The sequence below is a fragment of the Cryobacterium sp. CAN_C2 genome, from assembly GCF_015751745.1.
In the GTDB taxonomy this organism is placed as follows: domain Bacteria; phylum Actinomycetota; class Actinomycetes; order Actinomycetales; family Microbacteriaceae; genus Cryobacterium.
The window spans coordinates 14,469-34,705 of record NZ_JADOUX010000018.1 but is presented as its reverse complement, the minus strand read 5'-3'; the positions used below and the strand labels follow the sequence as shown (position 1 = coordinate 34,705).

Here is a 20,237-nt window from a genome sequence, read left to right as displayed (position 1 = left end):
GTGTCTGCTGTGACAGCGTCTGCTCTGCCGGTAGTCTCCTTCGGTGATCGCCTTGCACGGGTGTTTGCCGAGCGCGGCCAGTTGTGCGTGGGCATCGACCCGCATTCCTGGCTGCTGCGCGACTGGATCCTGCCCGATACGGCCGCCGGTGCAGAATCTTTCGGCCGCGCGGTCGTCGCCGCTGCGGCCGGCCAGGTCGGCCTGGTCAAACCGCAGGTCGCCTTCTACGAGCGTTTCGGCTCGGCCGGGTTCGTCGCGCTGGAACGTGTGCTGGCCGACGCCCGGCAGGCCGGCCTGCTCGTGATCGGCGACGCCAAACGCGGCGACCTCGGCACGAGCGCCCTGGCCTATGCCCAGGCCTGGCTGTCACCCGGGTCCCCGCTCGAAGTGGATGCCCTCACCCTGACCGCCTACATGGGCGTTGGGTCGCTGGAACAGTCGCTCACCCTCGCCGCGGCGAACGGCAAGGGTGTCTTCCTGCTCGCCGCCACCTCCAACCCCGAGGCCGCCGACATTCAGCGGGCAGTCGTGGCTGATGGCCCCTATGCCGGTTCGAGTGTTGCCCGAGCCATTCTTGACGACGTCGCCGGGCGCAATGCGCGCGACGGAGGGGCCGACGACGGGGCCGCATCCGCTCCATTGGCAACCGGTCTCGGTTCGATCGGCGTGGTGCTCGGAGCCACTCTCGACCTGGCCGCGTTCGGCATCGATGTGCACCAGGCGCCGACCGAATTTCGAACACCGGTGCTCGCACCGGGCTTCGGACACCAGGGTGGGAATATTATGGATCTTCCCGGGATATATGGTGGATACGCCGGAGGGGTTATCGTGAGTGAATCGCGCAGTGTGCTCTCGGCCGGACCCCGCCGGATCGAAGAAGCCATTGAGCGCAAAGTAGCCGAAGTAGGTGCCGTTCGTGGCTGAAAACCGTCCCACCCCGCCCGAAGTCGACCGGGTGGCTGCGTCGCGCGCCGCCGTCGCGGCACGTCGGGCCCGTGCCAAGGTGAAAACCGAGGTCGCCTCCGGTGAACGAACAGCGCTCGAGGTGCTCGCCACTGCCATCTCCGACCCGATCGGGGTCGAAGGCCGGTTGCGGGTAACCGAGCTGCTCGTGAGCATTCCGGCCATCGGTGTGACGAAGATGCAGCGCATCATTCACCGCTTAGAGATTTCGCCGTCGAAACGTCTCGGCGGGCTCGGCCGGCACCAGCGCGACCGGCTGCGTGACTTTCTCTCCGAGCGGCCCACCCTACGGCACAGCGCGGCCGACTCCAAGCTCATCGTTCTCGCCGGACCGACCGCGGTGGGCAAGGGAACCGTCGCCGGGTACATTCGCGAGAACTACCCCGACGTGCTGCTCTCCGTCTCGGCCACGACGCGCGCGCCGCGCCCGGGGGAGACCGAAGGGGTCAGCTACTACTTCGTCTCCGACGACGAATTCGACCGGATGGTCGAGGCCGGCGAACTGCTCGAGTGGGCCAAGGTGCACAACGCCTACCGCTATGGCACCCCCCGCGGCCCGGTCGACGCGGCCATCGCCGCCGGCAACAGCGTACTTCTCGAGATCGACTTGCAGGGCGCTCGCGCCGTGCGACGCGCCATGCCGGAAGCCCGCCTGGTTTTCTTGCTGCCGCCGAGCTGGGACGAACTGGTGCGCCGCCTGATCGGGCGCGGCACCGAAGATACGGCTGAACAGACCCGCCGTCTGGAGACCGCGAAGCTGGAACTGGCCGCGCAGGGGGAGTTCGATTACCGGGTGATTAACCACGATGTCGCTGAGGCCGCTCGCGAGGTCGTAGACTTGATAGATATCCGCGTTGCATCCAGCGTGTCCTAGCGCCCGTTCCTGCTGAATCCTGCGCCGCGTAGGGCGCCCATCCCCTCGCAAAACTCGCACGCCGCCTCAGGCCGTGCTCTATTAGGAGTGTGACACCAATGGCGAACAAGCCCACCGGCATCATTGACCCGCCCATCGACGACCTGCTCTCCAAGGTTGACTCGAAGTATGCCCTTGTGATTTTCGCGTCCAAGCGTGCGCGTCAGATCAACGACTACTACGCAGACCTGCACGAAGGCAGCCTGTTCGACAACGTCGGACCGCTCGTCGACTCGACCGTTGAGGACAAGCCACTCTCGGTTGCCCTGCGCGAGATCAACGATGACAAGCTCGTTTCTCGCCCGATCGTCGAGGCCTAACACTCGACCCCCCAAGCGCGCAGGATGAAGACACCTCGTACGATCGTCGTCGGAATCACCGGCGGCATCGCCGCGTATAAGGCCGTCAACGTCGTGCGCGCTTTTGTGTTGAACGGCGACTCGGTGCACGTCGTCGCCACCACGGCGGCCTTGCGCTTTGTCGGTAAGCCAACCCTCGAGGCGATCTCCCGCAACCCGGTGCACACCGACCTCTATGAAGGCGTTGCTGAGGTGCGGCATGTCTCCATCGGCCAAGGCGCCGACCTCATCGTCGTCGCCCCGGCAACGGCCAACACGATCGCCAAACTTGCCGCCGGCCTGGCCGACGATCTGCTCGGCAACACCATTCTCGCCAGCACCGCTCCGCTCGTGATCGCCCCGGCCATGCACACCGAAATGTGGAACAACCCGGCCACCGTCGCGAACGTGGCGGTTCTGCGCTCGCGCGGCATCACCGTCGTCGGCCCCGGCATCGGCCGTCTCACCGGCACCGACTCCGGTGCGGGCCGCATGGAAGAGCCGGAAACCATCGTCGCGGTCGCCCTGGCCGTGCTCGACCGGCAGCCGAGTGCGGGGGAGGCCGCAGCATCCGCTGTGCAGGATCTCGCCGGTCGCCACGTTCTGATCAGCGCCGGCGGCACCCGCGAACCACTCGACCCGGTGCGGTTTCTCGGCAACCGGTCCAGCGGCAAACAGGGTGTCGCCCTCGCCCAGGCGGCACTGGCCCGCGGTGCCACGGTCACGCTCGTCGCCGCCAACCTTGAGGTCGCTGTTCCGACCAGCGTCACGACCGTTCTAGTCAGCAGCGCCCTGGAGATGCACGAGGCCATGACACTCGCCGCTGAAACGGCTGAGGTCATCATCATGGCCGCCGCGGTCGCCGACTATCGTCCCAAGACGGTGCAGCTCGGCAAGATCAAGAAGGAAGACGTGGGGGATACCCTCACCCTGGAACTGGTCAAGAACCCCGACATTCTGGCCGCGCTGTCCGCTGCCCGCAGGCCGGGCCAACAGATCATCGGCTTCGCCGCCGAGACCGAAACGGATGCCGACCGGTTGCTCGTACTCGGCCGCGACAAAATCATCCGCAAGGGCTGCGACTACCTGGTCGTGAACCGGGTCGGCCACGCGTCCGGCGAGACCGTGGGCTTTGGCACGGAACGTAACGCGGTAACGGTGCTCGATCGCCACGGAGTTATAGTGAATGAGGTCTCCGGCAGCAAAATGTCGGTTGCCAATTGCATACTTGACGTGATCGGTTAGTCTCCGCCGCAAGCTCGGCCATGCGCACAGCAACCAACCGGCGTACCGGCCGGCCCGATACCGACGTCAACTTTACGCGTTCAACTACAACAGAGACGGGCCAGATGAGCGATCTTCGCCTCTTCACCTCGGAATCAGTAACCGAGGGTCACCCCGACAAGATCTGCGACCAGATCTCGGACACCATCCTCGATGCCCTGCTCACCGGCGACCCACACAGCCGGGTCGCCGTCGAGACCCTCGTCACCACGGGTCTCGTGCACGTTGCCGGAGAGGTCACCACCGAGTCCTACGTCGAGATTCCGTCGATCGTTCGCAAGTGCATCACCGACATCGGCTATGACTCCTCCGACGTCTGGTTCGACGGCCGCTCCTGCGGAGTCGAAATCTCCATCGGCGGCCAGTCGCCCGACATCGCCCAAGGCGTCGACAACGCTTTCGAGACCCGAGAGCAGTCCAGCCTCGACGACTTCGACCGCCAGGGCGCTGGCGACCAGGGAATCATGTTCGGGTACGCCACCCGCGAGACCCCGGAACTCATGCCGATCCCGATCTGGATCGCCCACCGGCTCGCCGAGCGTCTCGCCCTCGTGCGCAAGAGCGGCGAGCTCGACTACCTGCGTCCCGACGGCAAGACCCAGGTCACCATCGGCTACGACGGCATCATTCCGCGCACCGTGGAAACCGCCGTGGTCTCGACCCAGCACTCCCCCTCCGTCTCCACGGAGCAGCTGCGCCTCGAAGTCGAAGAGCTCGTTATTCGCCCGGTGCTCGAGCGCATCGACCTCGATTCCTCGTCCCTAACGACCCTGATCAACCCCACCGGCCGTTTCGAAATCGGCGGCCCGCAGGGCGATGCCGGCCTCACCGGGCGCAAGATTATCATCGACACGTACGGCGGATCGAGCCGCCACGGCGGTGGCGCGTTCAGCGGCAAGGACCCGTCCAAGGTCGACCGTTCGGCCGCCTACGCCATGCGTTGGGTCGCCAAGAACGCCGTCGCGGCCGGCCTGGCCGAACGCCTCGAGGTGCAGGTCGCCTACGCCATCGGAAAGGCGTCCCCGGTCGGCCTGTATGTCGAAACCTTCGGCACCGGTGTGCTGCCCGACGAGGAGATCACGGCGGCCATCCGCGCCGTGTTCGATCTGCGGCCGGCCGCCATCATCCACTCGCTCGACCTGCTGCGTCCCATCTACGCTCAGACGGCGACCTACGGTCACTTCGGCCGGGAGCTGCCCGACTTCACCTGGGAACGTCTCGACAAGGTCGACGACCTGCGCAGCGCCGCCGGCCTCTGAAAAACACCTCATGACTGCCATCGGCCTCGTTGCACGGGTGCTGATCGATTCTCCCCTGCCCCAGCTCGACCACCTGTTCGACTACGGAATCCCCGACGAACTCGTGGCACACGTGCGCGCCGGGGTGCGCGTCAAAGTACCGTTTCGCTCCGGCGGTCGTGTCATCGACGGTTATGTGATCGAGGTCATCGACCCCCGACGGGCAACCGGTGCCACGGCGGGGGCGGAGGACCTCTTTCGCGGCTCGCTCAGCCCCCTCGACTCCGTGATCTCCGACGCCGCCGTGCTCACCCCCGAGGTGTATGCGCTGGCGCGACGCCTGGCCGACCGGGCCGCCGGGAACGCGAGTGACATCATCCGCCTGGCGGTGCCGCCGCGTCAGGTGCGAGTCGAAAAGGCCTGGCTGGCCGCGGTTTCAGTGGTCGAGCCTGCCCCGATCACGCCCTCGGTGGTCGAGCCTGCCTCGATCACGCCCTCGGTGGTCGAGCCTGCCTCGATCACGCCCTCGGTGGTCGAGCCGGCCTCGACCATACGTTCGAGCAGTGTTCTGGCCGGGACACGCTCGACCGTCGTTTCGGCGGCCGCCTTCGTCGGCTATCCGACCGGGCGCCTCGATACCGTCATCATGCAGCAGCAGCGCGTTGCCGTCGCTGCGATTCCCGAACTTGTGCAACTGCCAGGCGGCAGCACGATCGGGCGCTGGGCGCAGACCCTCGCCGAGCTCGGTGTCGCCGCGTTCGACGCCGGCCGGTCGGCGATTCTCTGTGTGCCCGATTTTCGCGACCAGGACCAGGTGCAGGCAGCCCTCGACCACATCGCCCCGGCGGGGTCCGTGCAGCGGGTCGATGCCCGCCAGCCGAACCCCGACCGTTACCGATCCTTCCTGGCCTGCCTCGAATCGACGCCGCGCATCATTCTCGGCAACCGTTCGGCCGTCTATGCACCCGCGCACGAGTTGGGACTCATCGCGATCTGGGACGATGGTGACCCGCTCTACTCCGAGCCGCTCAGCCCCTACGTACACGCGCGCGATGCGGCCCTCGTGCGCCGAGAATCCGCCGGGAGTGCCCTCGTTCTTCTCGGTCACACGCGCAGCGTCGAGACACAGCGGCTGGTTGAGCTGGGCTACCTCGACGAGGCGCACCCGGCGAAAGACCGACACCCACGGGTGATTCCGACCGACTTTCAGTCCGAACCCGATGAGCAGGCGCGTGCAGCGCGCATCCCGTCGGCCGCCTGGCAGGCGGCCCGCGAGGCCGTGCGGCACGGGCCGGTCCTGGTTCAGGTGGCCAGCCCCGGCTATGCGCCGATGCTGGCGTGCCAGGGCTGCAAGAAGGCCGCCCGGTGCACACACTGTCCGGGGCCGCTGGGCCTCACGTCGGCATCCGCTGTGCCCTCGTGCCGATGGTGTGGAGCCCTCGCGGCCGGCTGGAGCTGCGTGCACTGTACGGCAACCAAACTGCGCGTGGTCACCATGGGCACCGGGCGAACCGCCGAGGAGCTCGGTCGGGCGTTTCCCGGCACTCGGGTCATCGTCGCTGACGGCGAACACACTATTCAGACCCTTGGCTCTGAACCGGCGCTCGTGATCGCGACCCGGGGGGCCGAACCGATCCCCACGGGCGGGTACCGGGCCATTCTGATTCTGGACGGCGAACGTATGCTCGCCCGGGAATCCTTGCGCGTGGGCGAAGACTGCCTGCGCTGGTGGGCCAACGCGGCAGCCCTCGCTGCACCCGGCGCCCCGGTCTTGCTGGCCGGAGTCGGGGGAGCGCTGGCCCGCGCCCTCAACGCGTGGCGACCCGATATCTTCGCGGCGAGCGAACTCGCCGATCGCCGGCAGCTGCGGTTTCCACCCGCCGTGCGCGTGGCCTCTGTCACCGGAACCGCAACCGCCGTCGACGCAGCCCTGGCCGACCTCGCCGAGGTTGGTGGCATCGACATTCTCGGTCCGGTCGAAACCGAGGGGACGCTGGTGCGGGCCGTGGTGCGTTTCGGCTACGCGGGCGGGGCCGAGGTCGGCCACGCGTTGAAGGCTGCCGTGGTGCGCAACGCGGCTCGCCGTCGCAAGCCGAAGTCCGGTTCGTTCCAACCGGCACCTACACTTAAAGTCCGATTCGATGACCCGGAGCTGTTGTAGATCTATGAAACTCGTTTTTGCCGGCACCCCCACGGTCGCCGTCCCCAGCCTGGAGGCCCTCGCGAGCACCCAGCACGACATAGTCACGGTGATCACCCGAGCAGATGCCTCACTCGGCCGCAAACGCACGCTCACTCCGTCGCCGGTCGCCGCCGCAGCGGTCGCCCACGGCTACCCCGTGTTGAAGTCCAATCGGCTGGACGACACCGCGACCAGCCAGATCGCCGCTTTGCAGCCTGACCTCGGCGTCATTGTCGCCTACGGCGGAATCGTGCGCGAACCTCTGCTCTCGGTGCCCCGGCTGGGCTGGATCAATCTGCACTTCTCGTTGCTGCCGCGCTGGCGCGGAGCATCCCCGGTGCAGCGAGCGATCATCGCCGGTGACGCACTCACCGGGGCGGCTGTCTTTCAGCTCGTTCCCGAGCTTGATGCCGGTGCCGTTTTCGGAATATTTGCACAGCCGATCCCAGAGTATTCCAGTTCTGGAATGCTTCTGGAATCGCTCAGTCACAGCGGTGCAGAGCTGCTGCTTCGGGTGGTTGCGGAGCTCGCCGCAGGCACCGCCCAGGCCACCGAGCAGATCGGTGAGGTCACGCTCGCCCCCAAACTCACCATCGACGACGCCCGCGTCGATTGGAACCAGCCCTCGGCATCCGTTTTTAACCTGATTCGCGGCGTTACCCCGGAGCCGGGTGCCTTCACTATGGTGAACGACGCGCGGCTGAAAATTCTTGAGGTCGCTCCCGTGGCGCTGACTGGTGTTGATGAGCACGGCAACAACCTCGCCATCCCAGCAGGGCATATTCTGCAGCGTGAACGAACAGTGCTGATTGGCACACAGACAAATCCACTTGAGCTTCGCCGCGTACAACCGGCCGGAAAGACAGCAATGACGGCAACTGACTGGTGGCGCGGGGTAGCGGCAGACGAGGTGGTCACCTCATGAACGATCGAGTGCAGCTGCCCAAATCGCGTGCAGCCACCACGGATTTTGTGCAGCCGGCCCGGCGGGTGGCCTACGAGGTCATCGCTGCGGTGCGCGAATCCGACGCCTACGCGAACCTGCTGCTGCCCACGCGCATTCAGCGTGCGGCGCTCAACACGGCGGATTCCGCGCTGGCCACCGAGCTGACTTACGGCACCCTGCGCATGCAGGGATTCTACGACCGGGTCATCGCCCTGGCGGCGAATCGGCCGGTTGACGCGATCGACCCGGCGATCCTCGACGTGCTGCGCCTCGGCACGCACCAGCTTCTCAGCACGCGTGTGGCCACCCATGCGGCCGTGAACGAAACGGTGTCAATCGCCAAGCAGGTCGGCTCGCGGTCTGCGACCGGATTCACCAACGGCGTGCTGCGCACCATTTCACGTTCGAGCACCGAGGAGTGGCGCGAACGCGTGCTCGAGGGCGCGGTCAACGCCGATGACCGGCTCGCTGCCGAGTTCTCACACCCGGCCTGGATCGTGCGGGCCTTTCGCCAGGCCTTGAAGGCCGAAGGGCACGAGAGTGAACTCGCCGACCTGCTCGGCGCAGACAACATGGCGGCCAAGGTCAACATGGTCGCGCTGCCCGGCCTCGCGACCGACGGCGACCGGGAACGTCTCGGCCTCGCCGACGAATTCTCTCCGGTGGGATTCGTGCTGGACTCCGGTGACCCGTACCACCTGGTGACCGCGACCGGTGGACGCGTTCGAGTGCAGGATGAAGGCTCCCAGATCGCTGCTCTCGCGCTCAGCCGGGCCCGCCCGATCGTGGAGGGGGAGCGGTGGCTCGACCTGTGCGCCGGACCGGGCGGGAAGGCCGCCCTGCTGGCCTCCGAAGCCCGTGCCGGAGGGGCCGAACTCGTCGCCAACGAGCTCGTTCCCGCCCGCGCTACCCTCGTGCGTACCGCCCTGAAAGCTCTGCCCGATGCCGTTCCGGTGTGGGAGGTTGACGGCACCACCATCGGCCAGAGCCACCCAGACACTTTCGATCGAATCCTGCTCGATGCGCCCTGCACCGGTCTCGGCGCCCTGCGTCGCCGGCCGGAAGCACGTTGGCGTAAACAGCCCAAAGATGTCGCCGACCTGGCACAGCTGCAGTCCGGACTCATCGACGCGGCCCTATTAGCGCTGAAGCCCGGTGGTATCCTCGCCTACGTCACCTGCTCCCCGCACACCGCTGAGACCCGAGCCATTGTGGCTCTTGCCGTGCGTAAGGCCGGCGGAACAGTGACCGCGCTCGATACCGCGGCCATCGTGCAGTCGTTTAGTGCCGCGAACCTTGACCTACCCGCCAATACCGGAAGCGTGCAGCTGTGGCCGCACCGCCACGGCACCGACGCCATGTTCATCACCCTGTTGCAGCGGGCCGCCGATTAGTCCTCCCGCCGCTTTCCGGGCCCGGACCCGGGCGCTAGGTCAACGGTGCCGGTTACATGCGTGGATTCACGACCAGCAGGTCGTCGACGTCGCACGCAAGCGCATCGCAGATAGCCCGCAGCGTCGAGTAGCGAATGGGCTTGGCACGGTCGTTCTCCAGCACCGAGAGTTAGACGATGCTGACGCCGACGAGTGCGCTCAGTCGCGTCAGCGTCATTCCGCGATGGTCAGCCCTGCGTCAGTGCGCTACGGGACGGATTTCCCTGAGGCTGCTCGTGCACAGTGCCACAATCACAATCACAATCACAATCGCGATTCCGATCACAGCGTTGGTCGCGCCTTGTAATATGATGCTCGTAGCGGCGCAGATTATGGCGAGAATCCTCGTCACTCGCACGCGGGTGGCACGCTGGCATCACTGAGGCCGCGGCCTCCCGAACGGGCAGCCACTACCCCCACGGTGGCCACGATAGTGAGTACGGCAAGGACGACAATCAGCACCCCGCCGAGCAGTCCCATCAGTGATTCCTCAAAGCAATACCGCCGGGCGCGTAACCGCGCGCCATCTGGTCGACCAACCTATCGATTATCGATTATCGATAATCGATAATCGACAATGATGATGGGCGTTAATGCACAACGCTCGGCCGTCAGTCTGCACCTATCGCTGATGCAACCACTTCGCCGCGCACCGCACCGACTCGCTGCATCCGCTCATGAATAGTGATTCGGTCCGGCCAATCAGACCAAAAACGGCGGTCGTGATGCGTGGACTTTCGACCAAAAACCTCACCTCACATACGTCGATATAACAGTTTGGCGTCGGTCGAGAAATGTTGAGAATTTGCCCATCCTGTTGTGTTTTTGAGTCAGTTCTTTACTCCGTAATGTCGGTGGTGCCTGAGACGATGTAGTCGTGAGCAACCTCGCGAACACCCTCGCTGGCTCGCTCAGATATGCAGCGGATGCTGTTGATGCGCTGGGTGCATCGTGTGGTGACTACCGTGCGCTTACCGATACGCAGGTGTACGAGGGCCAGCAGGTCATTGCCGCTGCACGGCAGATTCTGGAGACGCGAACGGCGTGGCTGGCCGGCGAGATCGCGACCCGATCGCGGTGGGAACTGGGCGACGGAGGGCTCTCTCGCCGCAAGGGTTTCACCACGCCGGAACTAATGGTCTAGCGTCGGCTCGGCCTGACGCGCGCCGATGCCGTAAAGCTGCTCATGGTCGGGCGAATGCTCGCTGACACCGAGGCCGCCGAGCAGGCCGTAGCGGTTGCTGCCGCTCAGACTTTTGACCTTACCGGCCTCGCTGGCCTCGCTGGCCTTACCGGCCTCGCTGGCCTCGCTGGCCTCGCTGATGGCGTCGCCCCTGCTGATACGGAGGATATGGCCGCTGGTACCGTGATTGACGCAGGCGATGCAGGCGATGCAGGGGAAGCAGGGGAAGCAGGGCAAGCAGGGGAAAAAGACGAGAGGGAAGGCCTTGGTGGCCCTACCGTTCGCCTTCCGCTTCAGCTCTTGGGCGATGCTTTGCCGTGGCAGGCGCCCATCTCCCGAGCTGTGACCGCGGGGCTGATCACGGTCGAGGCGGCCTCTGCCATTCAACGTGGCCTCGGCGTCGTTGATCAGGCCGTCACGGCTGAGAAACTCCGCTCTGCCCTTTCGGGCTTGCTTCTGGAAGCGCCGTCGCTGCACCCGGACGACCTGTACAAGCGGACCCGACGTCTGCGCGACAGACCCGCGCAGCACCGGGCAAATTGCCGCCGGAGGCTTCACCGAGCTGAACAAACTGGGCGGCGTCGTGGGACCGGGCACACTGCTCGGCGGTCGCCGCCCCGGCGTGCACCTCATCGTGAGCCAACACACCGGTCAGGCCATCAGCGCGGTCGCCGGGCAGCCAATCGGACAATCAAGCCAGCAGAGCCAGCAGACCCAGCAGCCAACCCGACCGGCCGGGCAGCAGACCTGGCAGCCAACCCAGCAGACTGGGCACGGTTTTATCGAAGGCAATCCCGGCCCGATCAGCCCACACACCATCGAAGCGCTCTGCGCCGACGAAACGCTCCACATCACACTCGACCAGCCTGAGAACTGCGTCGATGTCGGTCGGGAACAGCGCACCTCGACACCGGCGCAGCGCAGCGCTCTCGCTGCACGCGGCGGCGGCTGTATGTGGCCGGACTGTGCCCAGCCGCCCTCCTGGAGTGAAGTCCACCACCGGAAACCCTGGTCCGACGGCGGTCGCACCGATTTCACGAACTCGATCCTGTTGTGCCGTGCGAACCCTTTGCGACTGCACAACGAAGGCTGGAAAATATACCTCGATAACGAGGAGCGGTATTGGCTTCAGCCACCCGGAAGGATTGACCCCGAGCAGAAGCTGAGCGAACTGAGGAGCAAGAGCCCAACCGCAGTGGAGCAGCGCGAAGAAGCGCGCGGCCCTGTTGTCACGTAGTGGTCTCGAGGGGCTCGACCGGCGAGTGTCGTTGATCGAACTGGTCGAAATCACCTGGTCCGGACGGGCCCCACCAACGGGGTTCGATAGGCTCGGAGCATGGCTACCCGCATCAATCCGAGCATCCTCGCCGCCGATTTCGCCAACTTTGAAAGCGAGCTGGGGCGCATCCGCTCCGCCGATCTCGTGCACGTCGACATCATGGACAACCACTTCGTGCCGAACCTCACCTTCGGTCTCGGCATGGTCGAACGGCTGCAGCAGGTGTCGGCGCTACCGCTCGACATCCACTTGATGATCGACGACCCGGAGCGGTGGGCGCCCGGCTACGCCGAGGCCGGCGCCTACTCGGTGACCTTTCACGCCGAAGCCACGACCGAGCCGGTAGCGCTGGCCCGAAGGCTCCGGCAGATCGGCGCCCGCGCCGGTATCGCGCTCAAACCCGGCACCGATGTCACGCCGTACCTTGACCTACTCCCCGAATTCGACCAGGTGCTTGTGATGACCGTCGAACCCGGGTTCGGCGGGCAGAGCTTCATGGAATCGACCATGCCGAAGCTGGCGCAGTTGCGCACGGCCGTCGAAAAGACCGATCTCGACGTCTGGTTGCAGGTCGATGGCGGCATCACCGCGCAGACCATCGAAATCGCAGCCAACGCCGGCGCGGACACCTTCGTGGCCGGTTCCAGCGTGTTCGGGGCCGAGAATCCTGCCGCCCAGATCGCTCTGCTGCGGGAGCGGGCGGCCAGCCACCGCCACGGGACGGGTAATCTAGAGTTGTGAAAACATTCGATGACCTTTTCGTAGAACTGAGCGACAAGGCCCGCACCCGCTCCGAAGGCTCCGGCACCGTACGTGAACTCGATGCCGGCGTACACGCCATTGGCAAGAAAATTGTTGAGGAAGCCGCCGAAGTATGGATGGCCGCCGAGTTTCAGAGCGACGACGAAACCTCCGCTGAAATCTCCCAGCTGCTGTACCACCTGCAGGTCATGATGATTGCCAAGGGCCTCTCTCCGGCCGACATCTACCGACATTTGTGACCCGAGCCAGCGCATCCGTTGGCCCGCTTCAGTGAATAGTCGTGTGAAACAAAACCGAGAGAATACCCCATGCTAAGAATTGCCGTGCCCAACAAGGGCTCGTTGTCTGAAACCGCCGCACAAATGCTGGCCGAAGCCGGCTACACCGGTCGCCGCGACCCGCGGGACCTCGTCACCGCCGACCCCCGCAACGGGGTCGAATTCTTCTACCTGCGCCCCCGTGACATCGCCACCTACGTCGGATCCGGCGCCCTCGATGTCGGCATCACCGGCCGCGATCTGCTGCTTGACTCACACTCGAAAGCCGTTGAGATCGCCAGCCTCGACTTCGGGGACTCCACCTTTCGTTTCGCCGGGCCGGCCGGTCGTTTCACCGAGCTGAAAGACCTCGACGGCCTGCGCGTCGCCACGAGCTACCCGGGCCTGGTCGAACGCTTCCTCGCCACGCACTCGGTGACCGTCGACCTGGTCGAACTCGATGGCGCCGTCGAATCTGCGGTTCAGCTCGGTGTAGCGGATGCCGTCGCCGACGTTGTCTCCACCGGCACGACGCTGCGCAAGGCCGGCCTCGAAATCTTCGGACCGGTCATTCTTGAATCCACGGCCGTGCTGATCAGCTCCACCAGCGACAAGGCCGGAATCGACACCCTGCTGCGCCGCCTGCAGGGCGTGCTGGTCGCCCGCCAGTACGTGCTGCTCGACTATGACATTCCGGTCGTCTTGCTTGACGCGGCCGCAGCGCTCGCTCCCGGCATCGAATCGCCGACGGTCTCCTCGCTGCACGACCCGGAGTGGGTCGCCGTGCGTGTCATGATCGCCCGCCTCGACATGAACAATGTGATGGACGCCCTGTACTCCCTTGGCGCCCGGGCCATTCTCGTCACCACCATTCACAACGCCCGCCTGTAACCCCCGGGAGAGGAAAACCAGCTTTGAGCCTGAGTGTGCGCGTCATTCCCTGCCTCGACGTGGCCAACGGTCGCGTCGTGAAGGGCGTCAACTTTCAGAACCTGCGCGACGCCGGCGACCCGGTTGAACTGGCGCGTCGGTATTACGAGCAGGGCGCCGACGAGCTGTGCTTTCTCGATGTCACGGCCACCGTCGACAACCGTTCGACCACCTACGACGTGGTTCGAGCCACGGCTGAACAGGTCTTTATTCCCCTCACCGTCGGTGGTGGCATTCGCAGCGTCGACGACGTGTCGCGCCTGCAAGCGAGCGGCGCCGACAAAGTCGGCGTCAACAGCGCGGCAATCGCCCGCCCGGCTCTGATATCCGAGATCGCCGACCGGTTCGGCGCCCAGGTGCTCGTCCTAAGCCTTGACGTGAAACGATCCGATCGCACCGAGAGCGGTTTCGTCGTCACCACGCACGGCGGTCGCACCGAAACCGAACTGGATGCCGTCGCGTGGGCCCGACAGGCGATCGAGCTGGGTGCGGGGGAACTGCTCGTCAACTCGATCGACGCCGACGGCACCAGGGCCGGCTTCGATACCGAGCTCATCGCGCTCATGCGGTCCAATAGCCGGGTGCCGGTGATCGCGTCCGGCGGCGCCGGGCAAGCGTCAGATTTTCCTCCGGCGATCCGAGCCGGCGCGGACGCCGTGCTGGCGGCATCCGTTTTTCACAATGCACAACTGACCATTGGCGTCGTGAAGCGTGAGCTCGCCGACGCCGGCATGCTGGTGCGCTGATGACCGCAGAACTTACCGATCAGCTGAACGCCGCGCTCTTCAATGACGCCGGGCTGTTGCCCGCCGTCATTCAGCAATGGGACACCCACGAGGTGCTCATGCTCGGCTGGATGAACCGCGAGGCGCTGCGCCGCACCCTCACGGAAGGACGCGTCACATTCTGGTCGCGCAGCCGACAGGAATATTGGCGCAAGGGCGACATCTCCGGCCACGCACAGTATGTCCACTCCGCATCCTTCGACTGCGACAATGACACAGTGCTCGTGCAGGTCGACCAGGTCGGAGCGGCCTGCCACACCGGCACCCACACCTGCTTTGACGGTCGCGACCTTGGCGCGATCACGATGGAAAGGCCCACGGAATGACCGACAGCACCCCGGCCGCAACCGGCTCCCGCACCGCCGGCTCCACCACCCGCGGCCAGTTCGACGCGCTGATCGACGCCCACCGGGTCATCCCGGTCATTCGCGAGCTCTTTGCCGACGGTGAAACACCGGTCGGCATCTACCGCAAGCTCGCCAACGGGCTGCCGGGCAGTTTTCTGCTCGAATCGGCTGAACAGGGCGGTATCTGGTCCCGGTTTTCCTTCGTCGGCGTCTCCTCGTTCGGTGTGCTCACCCAGGAGGGTGAGCACACCCGTTGGATCGACTATGGGCTCTCCGCCGACCGCGCGCTTGGCTCCGCGGCCGCTCTCGGCCCGCTCGCGGCGCTGGCTTATCTGTTCGACCGCTGGCAGACGCCGCGGTTGCCCGAGCACCCGCCACTGACCGGCGGGCTGGTCGGTTTCATCGGCTGGGAGGCCATTCGCCAGATTGAACGCCTGCCGCATCAGCCGCCCGCCGACTACGACGTGCCCGGCCAGTCCTTCAGCTTCGTGGCCGACCTGATGGTGCTCGATCATAAATACGGCACCGTGCAACTGATCGCCAACGTGCTCAACGACGGCACCGATACGCCCGAGGAGCTGTGGGCTGACGCGACGGCGCGTTTGGATTCCCTGCAAACCCGCCTCGCCGCGCCCGGGGAGGCCTGGCTGGCCGAGGTTGACCTGCAGGCGCCGAGCGCGCCGAGCAATCGCACCACCCGCGACGATTTTCTCGCCGCCGTCAACATCGGCAAGCAACACATTGTCGAAGGCGACGTTTTTCAGGTCGTCATCTCGCAGCGCTTCGACCAGGTCTGCACAGCGCACCCGATCGACGTCTACCGGGTGTTACGCAGCCTGAACCCGAGCCCGTACATGTACTTACTCAGCCTTGAAACGCCGGGCGGCGACCCATATTGGATCGTCGGATCCTCACCGGAAGCTCTCGTCAAGGTACAGGACAAGCGAGTCTTCACCCACCCGATCGCCGGCTCCAAACCCCGCGGCAACACACCGGATGCTGACGCCGACTACGCGATCGAGCTCGCCGACGACCCAAAGGAACGTGCCGAGCACCTCATGCTCGTCGACCTCGCCCGCAACGACCTGCTCAAGGTCTGCACGGCAGGCTCGGTCGAAGTCACCGAATTCATGCGCATCGAACGATTCAGCCACATCATGCACCTGGTCTCCTCGGTCGAGGGCAACCTCGTCGCCGGCAAGACCGCTATCGACGTTTTTCGCGCCACGTTCCCGGCCGGCACCCTGTCGGGCGCTCCGAAACCGCGGGCGCTCGAGATCATCGATGCCCTCGAACCGGCCCAACGCGGCGTATATGGGGGAGTGGTCGGCTATTTCGGCTTCGCCGGCGACGCCGACCTTGCCATCGCCATCCGCACCGCCACCATCAAGGATGGCGTCGCCCGGGTGCAGGCCGGTGGCGGCGTTGTCACCGATTCCGACCCGGCCTCCGAGTATCAGGAGTCGCAGAACAAGGCGGCAGCACCGCTGCGTGCTGTGGCCGTCGCCAACGCGATGCGGCGGGTGTTCTAGTGGCCACGGAATCAGCCAAGCGGATGTCCCCCCGCCGGCTCAAACTCGTACTCATCCTCACCATCCTGGGCGCGAGCGCACTGGCCTTGCTGGCCTGGACCCAGGTCTGGGTGCACGCCGAAGTCGGGCTCCCCAACGCCGGCACCCAGGTTCTGGAGATCGACGGAGCCATCGCCGCGCCGGCGTTGACGGCGCTTGCCCTCTCCGGATTCGCCCTCGCCGGGGCCCTCACCATCGCGGGCCGGGTCATTCGTTTCGTGCTCGGCACGCTCGAAGTGCTTCTCGGGCTATCGGTGTTTCTCGCCGCATTCCTCGCGGTCGATGACCCGTCCCAGGCCAGCGCCGCCGGGGTTACCGCAGCGACGGGAATCGCCGGACACGAATCCATCCAGCTGAGCGTGCTTGGCACAGTCGTCACACCCTGGCCGTTCGTCGCCATGGGCGCGGCCGCCATCATGGCGGCCACGGGTGTGGCCGTCATCCTGACGAGCGCTCGGTGGCCCGGTCCGACTCGCAAGTATCAGGCCGCACGGTATGGGCCGGTGGCGTCGCCGCACGATGCATCGCCGGCCGCGGTCCCGACCGGCGATGCTCTGCTGCCCGCGCCGGAGCACGTATCGAGCGACTCCGTCGGCGACTGGGACGACCTCAGTCGCGGCGAAGACCCGACCGCGCGCTGAACGGCGAGCCGTCGCTTTGCTACACTTGTCATACTTGTCAACGTATACATCGGCAACGTGATCACTAGGAGAACCATGAGCATCGATTTGTCAGATCCCGGACACGGCCACTCCGCGGCGGCGTGGACCGCTGTCATCATCATGCTGGCAGCCTTTGCCATCGGCACCACGGCCTTCTTCTTCGAGCTGGTCTGGCTCGTCTGGGTCTCCCTCGGGCTGCTCATTGCTGGTGTCCTTGTTGGCTACGTGCTGAGCAAGGTCGGCTACGGCGTTAGTGCCTCGCCCGCCATGTCGCACGGCCACTAAGCGGCTGCGCTGACACCTGGTGCTCCAAGAACTTCTCGCTGGCGCGATATCCGACGCCGAAGAACGCCTCCTCACTCGCCCGCTGGCCCGCGTGGAGGCTGCGGCGCGCGCCCACGCGCCCGCCCTCGATGCGCTGGCCGCGCTGGCCCCCGCCGACCGGGTAAAAATTCTCGCGGAAATCAAACGGGCGAGCCCGAGCCGCGGTTCCTTGGCGGCCATCACCGACCCGGCAGCTCTGGCCGTGTCGTACCAGACCGGCGGAGCGAGCGCCATCAGCGTGCTTACCGAGGGTCGGCGTTTTCACGGCTCGCTGACCGACCTCGAGCAGGTGCGGGCCGCTGTGAGCATCCCCATCCTGCGCAAGGACTTCATCGGCACGCCGTACCAGGTGTTCGAGGCCCGCGCGGCCGGCGCCGACCTCGTGCTGCTCATCGTCACTGCCCTCGATCAGACCACCCTGCTATTGCTTCACGACCTCATTCGCGAGCTCGGCATGACGGCCCTGGTCGAAACACACAGCGGCGATGAGGTAAGCCGCGCACTCGATATCGGCGCGAGCCTCGTCGGGGTCAACGCGCGCAACCTGTCGACCTTTGAACTCGACCAGAACCTCTTCGGCACACTCGCCGACAAGATCCCGTCCGGCGTCGTGCGCGTCGCCGAATCCGCCGTCACGACGGCCGCCGATGTCGCGCACTACCGTGCCGCCGGCGCCGACGTCGTCCTGGTCGGCGAAGCGCTCGTCACGAGCGACCCCATCCGAACCCTCTCCGAGTTTTTGGCGGTTTAAATGTCTTTACGTACACAGTCCGGCCCCTATTTCGGCGACTTCGGCGGCAGGTTCGTGCCGGAGTCCCTCGTGGCGGCGCTCGACGAACTCACGGCGGAATACGAACTCGCCAAGAAGGACCCCGCGTTCGCTGCGGCACTGATGGAGTTGCACATCAACTACAGCGGTCGCCCATCCATTATCACCGAGGTGCCCCGGTTCGCCGAGTATGCCGGCGGCGCCCGCATCATCCTCAAGCGTGAGGACCTCAACCACACCGGTTCGCACAAGATCAATAACGCCCTCGGTCAGGCCCTGCTTACCAAGCGCATCGGCAAGACCCGAGTGATCGCCGAAACCGGGGCGGGCCAGCATGGAGTAGCCACGGCCACGGTAGCCGCCCTGTTCGGATTGGAGTGCGTCGTCTATATGGGCGAGGTCGACACCGAACGTCAAGCTCTCAACGTCGCACGGATGCGTCTGCTCGGCGCCGAAGTTGTTCCCGTGAAAACCGGTTCGCGCACCCTGAAAGACGCCATCAACGACGCCATGCGCGACTGGGTCACGAACGTTGAGACCACCAACTACATTTTTGGAACCGTGGCCGGACCGCATCCGTTCCCGGCCATGGTGCGCGACTTTCAAAGGATCATCGGCGAGGAGGCTCGCCAGCAGGTGCTTGACCTGACCGGCAGCCTGCCGGACGCTGTCACTGCGTGTGTCGGTGGCGGTTCAAACGCCATGGGTATCTTTCATGCCTTCCTCGACGATCCTGATGTCGCACTGTTCGGCTACGAGGCGGCCGGCGACGGAGTGGAGACGCCGCGGCACGCGGCGACCATTTCCAAGGGCCGCCCCGGAGTCCTGCACGGCGCCCGCAGTATGCTGCTGCAGGACGAAGACGGCCAGACCGTCGAGTCACACTCCATTTCGGCGGGACTCGACTACCCGGGGGTGGGCCCCGAGCACGCCTGGCTCGCGAGCATCGGCCGAGCCACGTACCTGCCGATCACCGACGACGAGGCCATGAGCGCTTTTTTGCTGTTGAGTCGCACCGAGGGCATCATCCCTGCGATCGAGACGTCGCACGCTCTCGCCGGAACCCTCGAACTCGGCCGTGCCCTCGGACCGGAGGCGACCATCCTGGTCAACCTCAGCGGTCGCGGTGACAAAGACATGGAAACGGCTGGCCGGTACTTCGACCTGCTCGACGACGGCGCAGCACAGTCATGACGACCATTGTGAGCACGGTCGAGCAGACCATCGCACGCCGAGGCTCCGAGGGTGGGGGAGCACTCATCGGCTACCTCCCGGTGGGGTTTCCCACCCTCAGTGAGAGCATCGACGCAGCCGTGGCCCTCGTCGCCAACGGCGTCGACATCATCGAGCTGGGTCTCCCCTACTCCGACCCGGTCATGGACGGCCCCGTCATCCAGGCCGCTACTCAGCAGGCACTGGCCAACGGCTTCAAGCTGCGTCACGGGTTCGAAGCGATCAGGGCCATCACCGCGCAAGTGGATGCTCCGGTCCTGGTCATGACGTACTGGAACCCGGTTGTGCAGTACGGCGTTGAACGATTCGCCGAGGACCTGCTCGCCGCGGGCGGTGCCGGGCTGATCACGCCCGACCTCATTCCTGACGAAGCCGGTAACTGGATGGCGGCCAGCGAACGCACCAGCCTCGACCGCGTCTTCCTGGCCGCACCGTCCTCGTCCGAAGCACGTCTGGTGCAGGCCGTTGAAGCCAGCCGGGGCTTCGTGTACACCGTCTCCACGATGGGAACCACCGGCGCTCGTGCCGGCGTCGACGCTGCTGCCCGCATCTTGGTCGAGCGCTTGCGCGCTGTCGGCTGCACGAGCGCGTGTGTCGGCCTCGGTATCTCCACCGCAGATCAGGTGCGCGAAATTCTCGGATACGCGGACGGCGCGATCGTCGGCTCCGCGCTCGTGCAAGCGCTGAGCGTCGGGGGGGTGCCGGCCGTTGCACGCCTGGCCCTCGAACTCGCCGCCGGTGCGATCGATATTCGTCCCGTCTCCTGAGCGCGTTCTACACTAGATTCTTTGAGGCGATCGACCGATTCGCCCTAAGTGACGTCAGTCACGATGAAAGG

General features: G+C 65.6%; 22 protein-coding genes and 1 pseudogene. 21 read left to right on the top strand and 2 right to left on the bottom strand.

Annotated features, from left to right (window positions below; all coding sequences use genetic code 11):
* From pyrF to IWX77_RS13565, 8 genes are all read left to right on the top strand, one after another.
* Entirely contained in the window at window positions 1-924 is a 924-nt protein-coding gene (pyrF, locus tag IWX77_RS13600) for an orotidine-5'-phosphate decarboxylase (protein WP_442784479.1), read from the top strand.
* Window positions 917-1,837, top strand: a complete 921-nt coding sequence (gene gmk / locus IWX77_RS13595; RefSeq protein WP_196845052.1) for a guanylate kinase — start codon at window positions 917-919, stop codon at window positions 1,835-1,837. Before pyrF ends, gmk begins: the two co-directional genes overlap by 8 nt.
* Window positions 1,838-1,935: 98 nt before the next feature.
* On the top strand, window positions 1,936-2,196 hold the full coding sequence (gene rpoZ, locus IWX77_RS13590) for a DNA-directed RNA polymerase subunit omega (RefSeq protein ID WP_092107764.1): 261 nt from the start codon (window positions 1,936-1,938) through the stop codon (window positions 2,194-2,196).
* Window positions 2,197-2,220: 24 nt separating this feature from the next.
* Window positions 2,221-3,459 (top strand): bifunctional phosphopantothenoylcysteine decarboxylase/phosphopantothenate--cysteine ligase CoaBC, encoded by a 1,239-nt coding sequence (gene coaBC, locus IWX77_RS13585; protein WP_196845051.1) that lies wholly within the window; start codon window positions 2,221-2,223, stop codon window positions 3,457-3,459.
* Between the two features lie 104 nt (window positions 3,460-3,563).
* A complete protein-coding gene (gene metK, locus IWX77_RS13580) occupies window positions 3,564-4,757 on the top strand; it encodes a methionine adenosyltransferase (RefSeq protein WP_196845050.1) in 1,194 nt (397 codons plus the stop codon).
* Window positions 4,758-4,767: 10 nt separating this feature from the next.
* Entirely contained in the window at window positions 4,768-6,897 is a 2,130-nt protein-coding gene (locus tag IWX77_RS13575; RefSeq protein WP_196845049.1) for a primosomal protein N', read from the top strand.
* Between the two features lie 4 nt (window positions 6,898-6,901).
* On the top strand, window positions 6,902-7,843 hold the full coding sequence (gene fmt / locus IWX77_RS13570) for a methionyl-tRNA formyltransferase (RefSeq protein ID WP_196845048.1): 942 nt from the start codon (window positions 6,902-6,904) through the stop codon (window positions 7,841-7,843).
* Window positions 7,840-9,258 carry an RsmB/NOP family class I SAM-dependent RNA methyltransferase gene (locus IWX77_RS13565; protein WP_196845047.1) on the top strand — a complete coding sequence of 473 codons (1,419 nt, stop codon included), beginning with the start codon at window positions 7,840-7,842 and terminating at the stop codon, window positions 9,256-9,258. The genes fmt and IWX77_RS13565 overlap by 4 nt, the downstream gene beginning before the upstream one ends.
* 52 nt (window positions 9,259-9,310) lie before the next feature.
* On the opposite strand, the pseudogene IWX77_RS13560 reads toward IWX77_RS13565, so the two are convergent.
* Window positions 9,311-9,481 (bottom strand): annotated as a pseudogene (locus tag IWX77_RS13560) (helix-turn-helix domain-containing protein); the annotation flags it as partial.
* A gap of 693 nt (window positions 9,482-10,174) precedes the next feature.
* Between IWX77_RS13560 and IWX77_RS13555 the strand changes: the two are divergent.
* The gene (locus IWX77_RS13555) at window positions 10,175-10,441 is read left to right on the top strand and encodes a hypothetical protein (RefSeq protein ID WP_196845046.1); all 267 of its coding nucleotides are present in this window, start codon (window positions 10,175-10,177) and stop codon (window positions 10,439-10,441) included.
* Here the strand turns inward: IWX77_RS13555 and IWX77_RS13550 are convergent.
* Window positions 10,430-11,050 (bottom strand): hypothetical protein, encoded by a 621-nt coding sequence (locus IWX77_RS13550; protein WP_196845045.1) that lies wholly within the window; start codon window positions 11,048-11,050, stop codon window positions 10,430-10,432. The genes IWX77_RS13555 and IWX77_RS13550 overlap by 12 nt on opposite strands.
* 13 nt (window positions 11,051-11,063) lie before the next feature.
* Here IWX77_RS13550 and IWX77_RS13545 point away from each other — a divergent pair, with 13 nt between their 5' ends.
* The 12 genes from IWX77_RS13545 (at window position 11,064) to trpA (ending at window position 20,166) form a co-directional block, all read left to right on the top strand.
* On the top strand, window positions 11,064-11,717 hold the full coding sequence (locus tag IWX77_RS13545; RefSeq protein ID WP_196845044.1) for an HNH endonuclease signature motif containing protein: 654 nt from the start codon (window positions 11,064-11,066) through the stop codon (window positions 11,715-11,717).
* Window positions 11,718-11,816: 99 nt separating this feature from the next.
* The gene (rpe, locus tag IWX77_RS13540; RefSeq protein WP_196845043.1) at window positions 11,817-12,500 is read left to right on the top strand and encodes a ribulose-phosphate 3-epimerase; all 684 of its coding nucleotides are present in this window, start codon (window positions 11,817-11,819) and stop codon (window positions 12,498-12,500) included.
* Complete coding sequence (locus IWX77_RS13535) at window positions 12,497-12,760, top strand: phosphoribosyl-ATP diphosphatase (protein WP_196845042.1); 264 nt, start codon at window positions 12,497-12,499, stop codon at window positions 12,758-12,760. Before rpe ends, IWX77_RS13535 begins: the two co-directional genes overlap by 4 nt.
* A gap of 69 nt (window positions 12,761-12,829) precedes the next feature.
* Window positions 12,830-13,669, top strand: coding sequence for an ATP phosphoribosyltransferase (gene hisG / locus IWX77_RS13530; protein WP_196845041.1), 840 nt, complete (start codon window positions 12,830-12,832; stop codon window positions 13,667-13,669).
* Between the two features lie 23 nt (window positions 13,670-13,692).
* On the top strand, window positions 13,693-14,454 hold the full coding sequence (gene hisF / locus IWX77_RS13525) for an imidazole glycerol phosphate synthase subunit HisF (protein WP_196845040.1): 762 nt from the start codon (window positions 13,693-13,695) through the stop codon (window positions 14,452-14,454).
* The gene (hisI, locus tag IWX77_RS13520; protein ID WP_196845039.1) at window positions 14,454-14,819 is read left to right on the top strand and encodes a phosphoribosyl-AMP cyclohydrolase; all 366 of its coding nucleotides are present in this window, start codon (window positions 14,454-14,456) and stop codon (window positions 14,817-14,819) included. Before hisF ends, hisI begins: the two co-directional genes overlap by 1 nt.
* The gene (locus tag IWX77_RS13515; protein WP_196845038.1) at window positions 14,816-16,372 is read left to right on the top strand and encodes an anthranilate synthase component I; all 1,557 of its coding nucleotides are present in this window, start codon (window positions 14,816-14,818) and stop codon (window positions 16,370-16,372) included. Before hisI ends, IWX77_RS13515 begins: the two co-directional genes overlap by 4 nt.
* Window positions 16,372-17,052 carry a Trp biosynthesis-associated membrane protein gene (locus IWX77_RS13510; RefSeq protein WP_196845037.1) on the top strand — a complete coding sequence of 227 codons (681 nt, stop codon included), beginning with the start codon at window positions 16,372-16,374 and terminating at the stop codon, window positions 17,050-17,052. Before IWX77_RS13515 ends, IWX77_RS13510 begins: the two co-directional genes overlap by 1 nt.
* A 75-nt stretch (window positions 17,053-17,127) precedes the next feature.
* Window positions 17,128-17,358 carry a DUF6704 family protein gene (locus tag IWX77_RS13505; RefSeq protein WP_196845036.1) on the top strand — a complete coding sequence of 77 codons (231 nt, stop codon included), beginning with the start codon at window positions 17,128-17,130 and terminating at the stop codon, window positions 17,356-17,358.
* Window positions 17,359-17,377: 19 nt separating this feature from the next.
* Window positions 17,378-18,148 (top strand): indole-3-glycerol phosphate synthase TrpC, encoded by a 771-nt coding sequence (gene trpC, locus IWX77_RS13500; RefSeq protein ID WP_196845035.1) that lies wholly within the window; start codon window positions 17,378-17,380, stop codon window positions 18,146-18,148.
* Window positions 18,149-19,360 carry a tryptophan synthase subunit beta gene (gene trpB / locus IWX77_RS13495; protein ID WP_196845034.1) on the top strand — a complete coding sequence of 404 codons (1,212 nt, stop codon included), beginning with the start codon at window positions 18,149-18,151 and terminating at the stop codon, window positions 19,358-19,360. It abuts the gene before it with no gap.
* Window positions 19,357-20,166: a tryptophan synthase subunit alpha gene (gene trpA, locus IWX77_RS13490; protein ID WP_196845033.1), complete on the top strand. Its 810-nt coding sequence runs from the start codon at window positions 19,357-19,359 to the stop codon at window positions 20,164-20,166. Before trpB ends, trpA begins: the two co-directional genes overlap by 4 nt.
* Window positions 20,167-20,237: the final 71 nt, after the last annotated feature.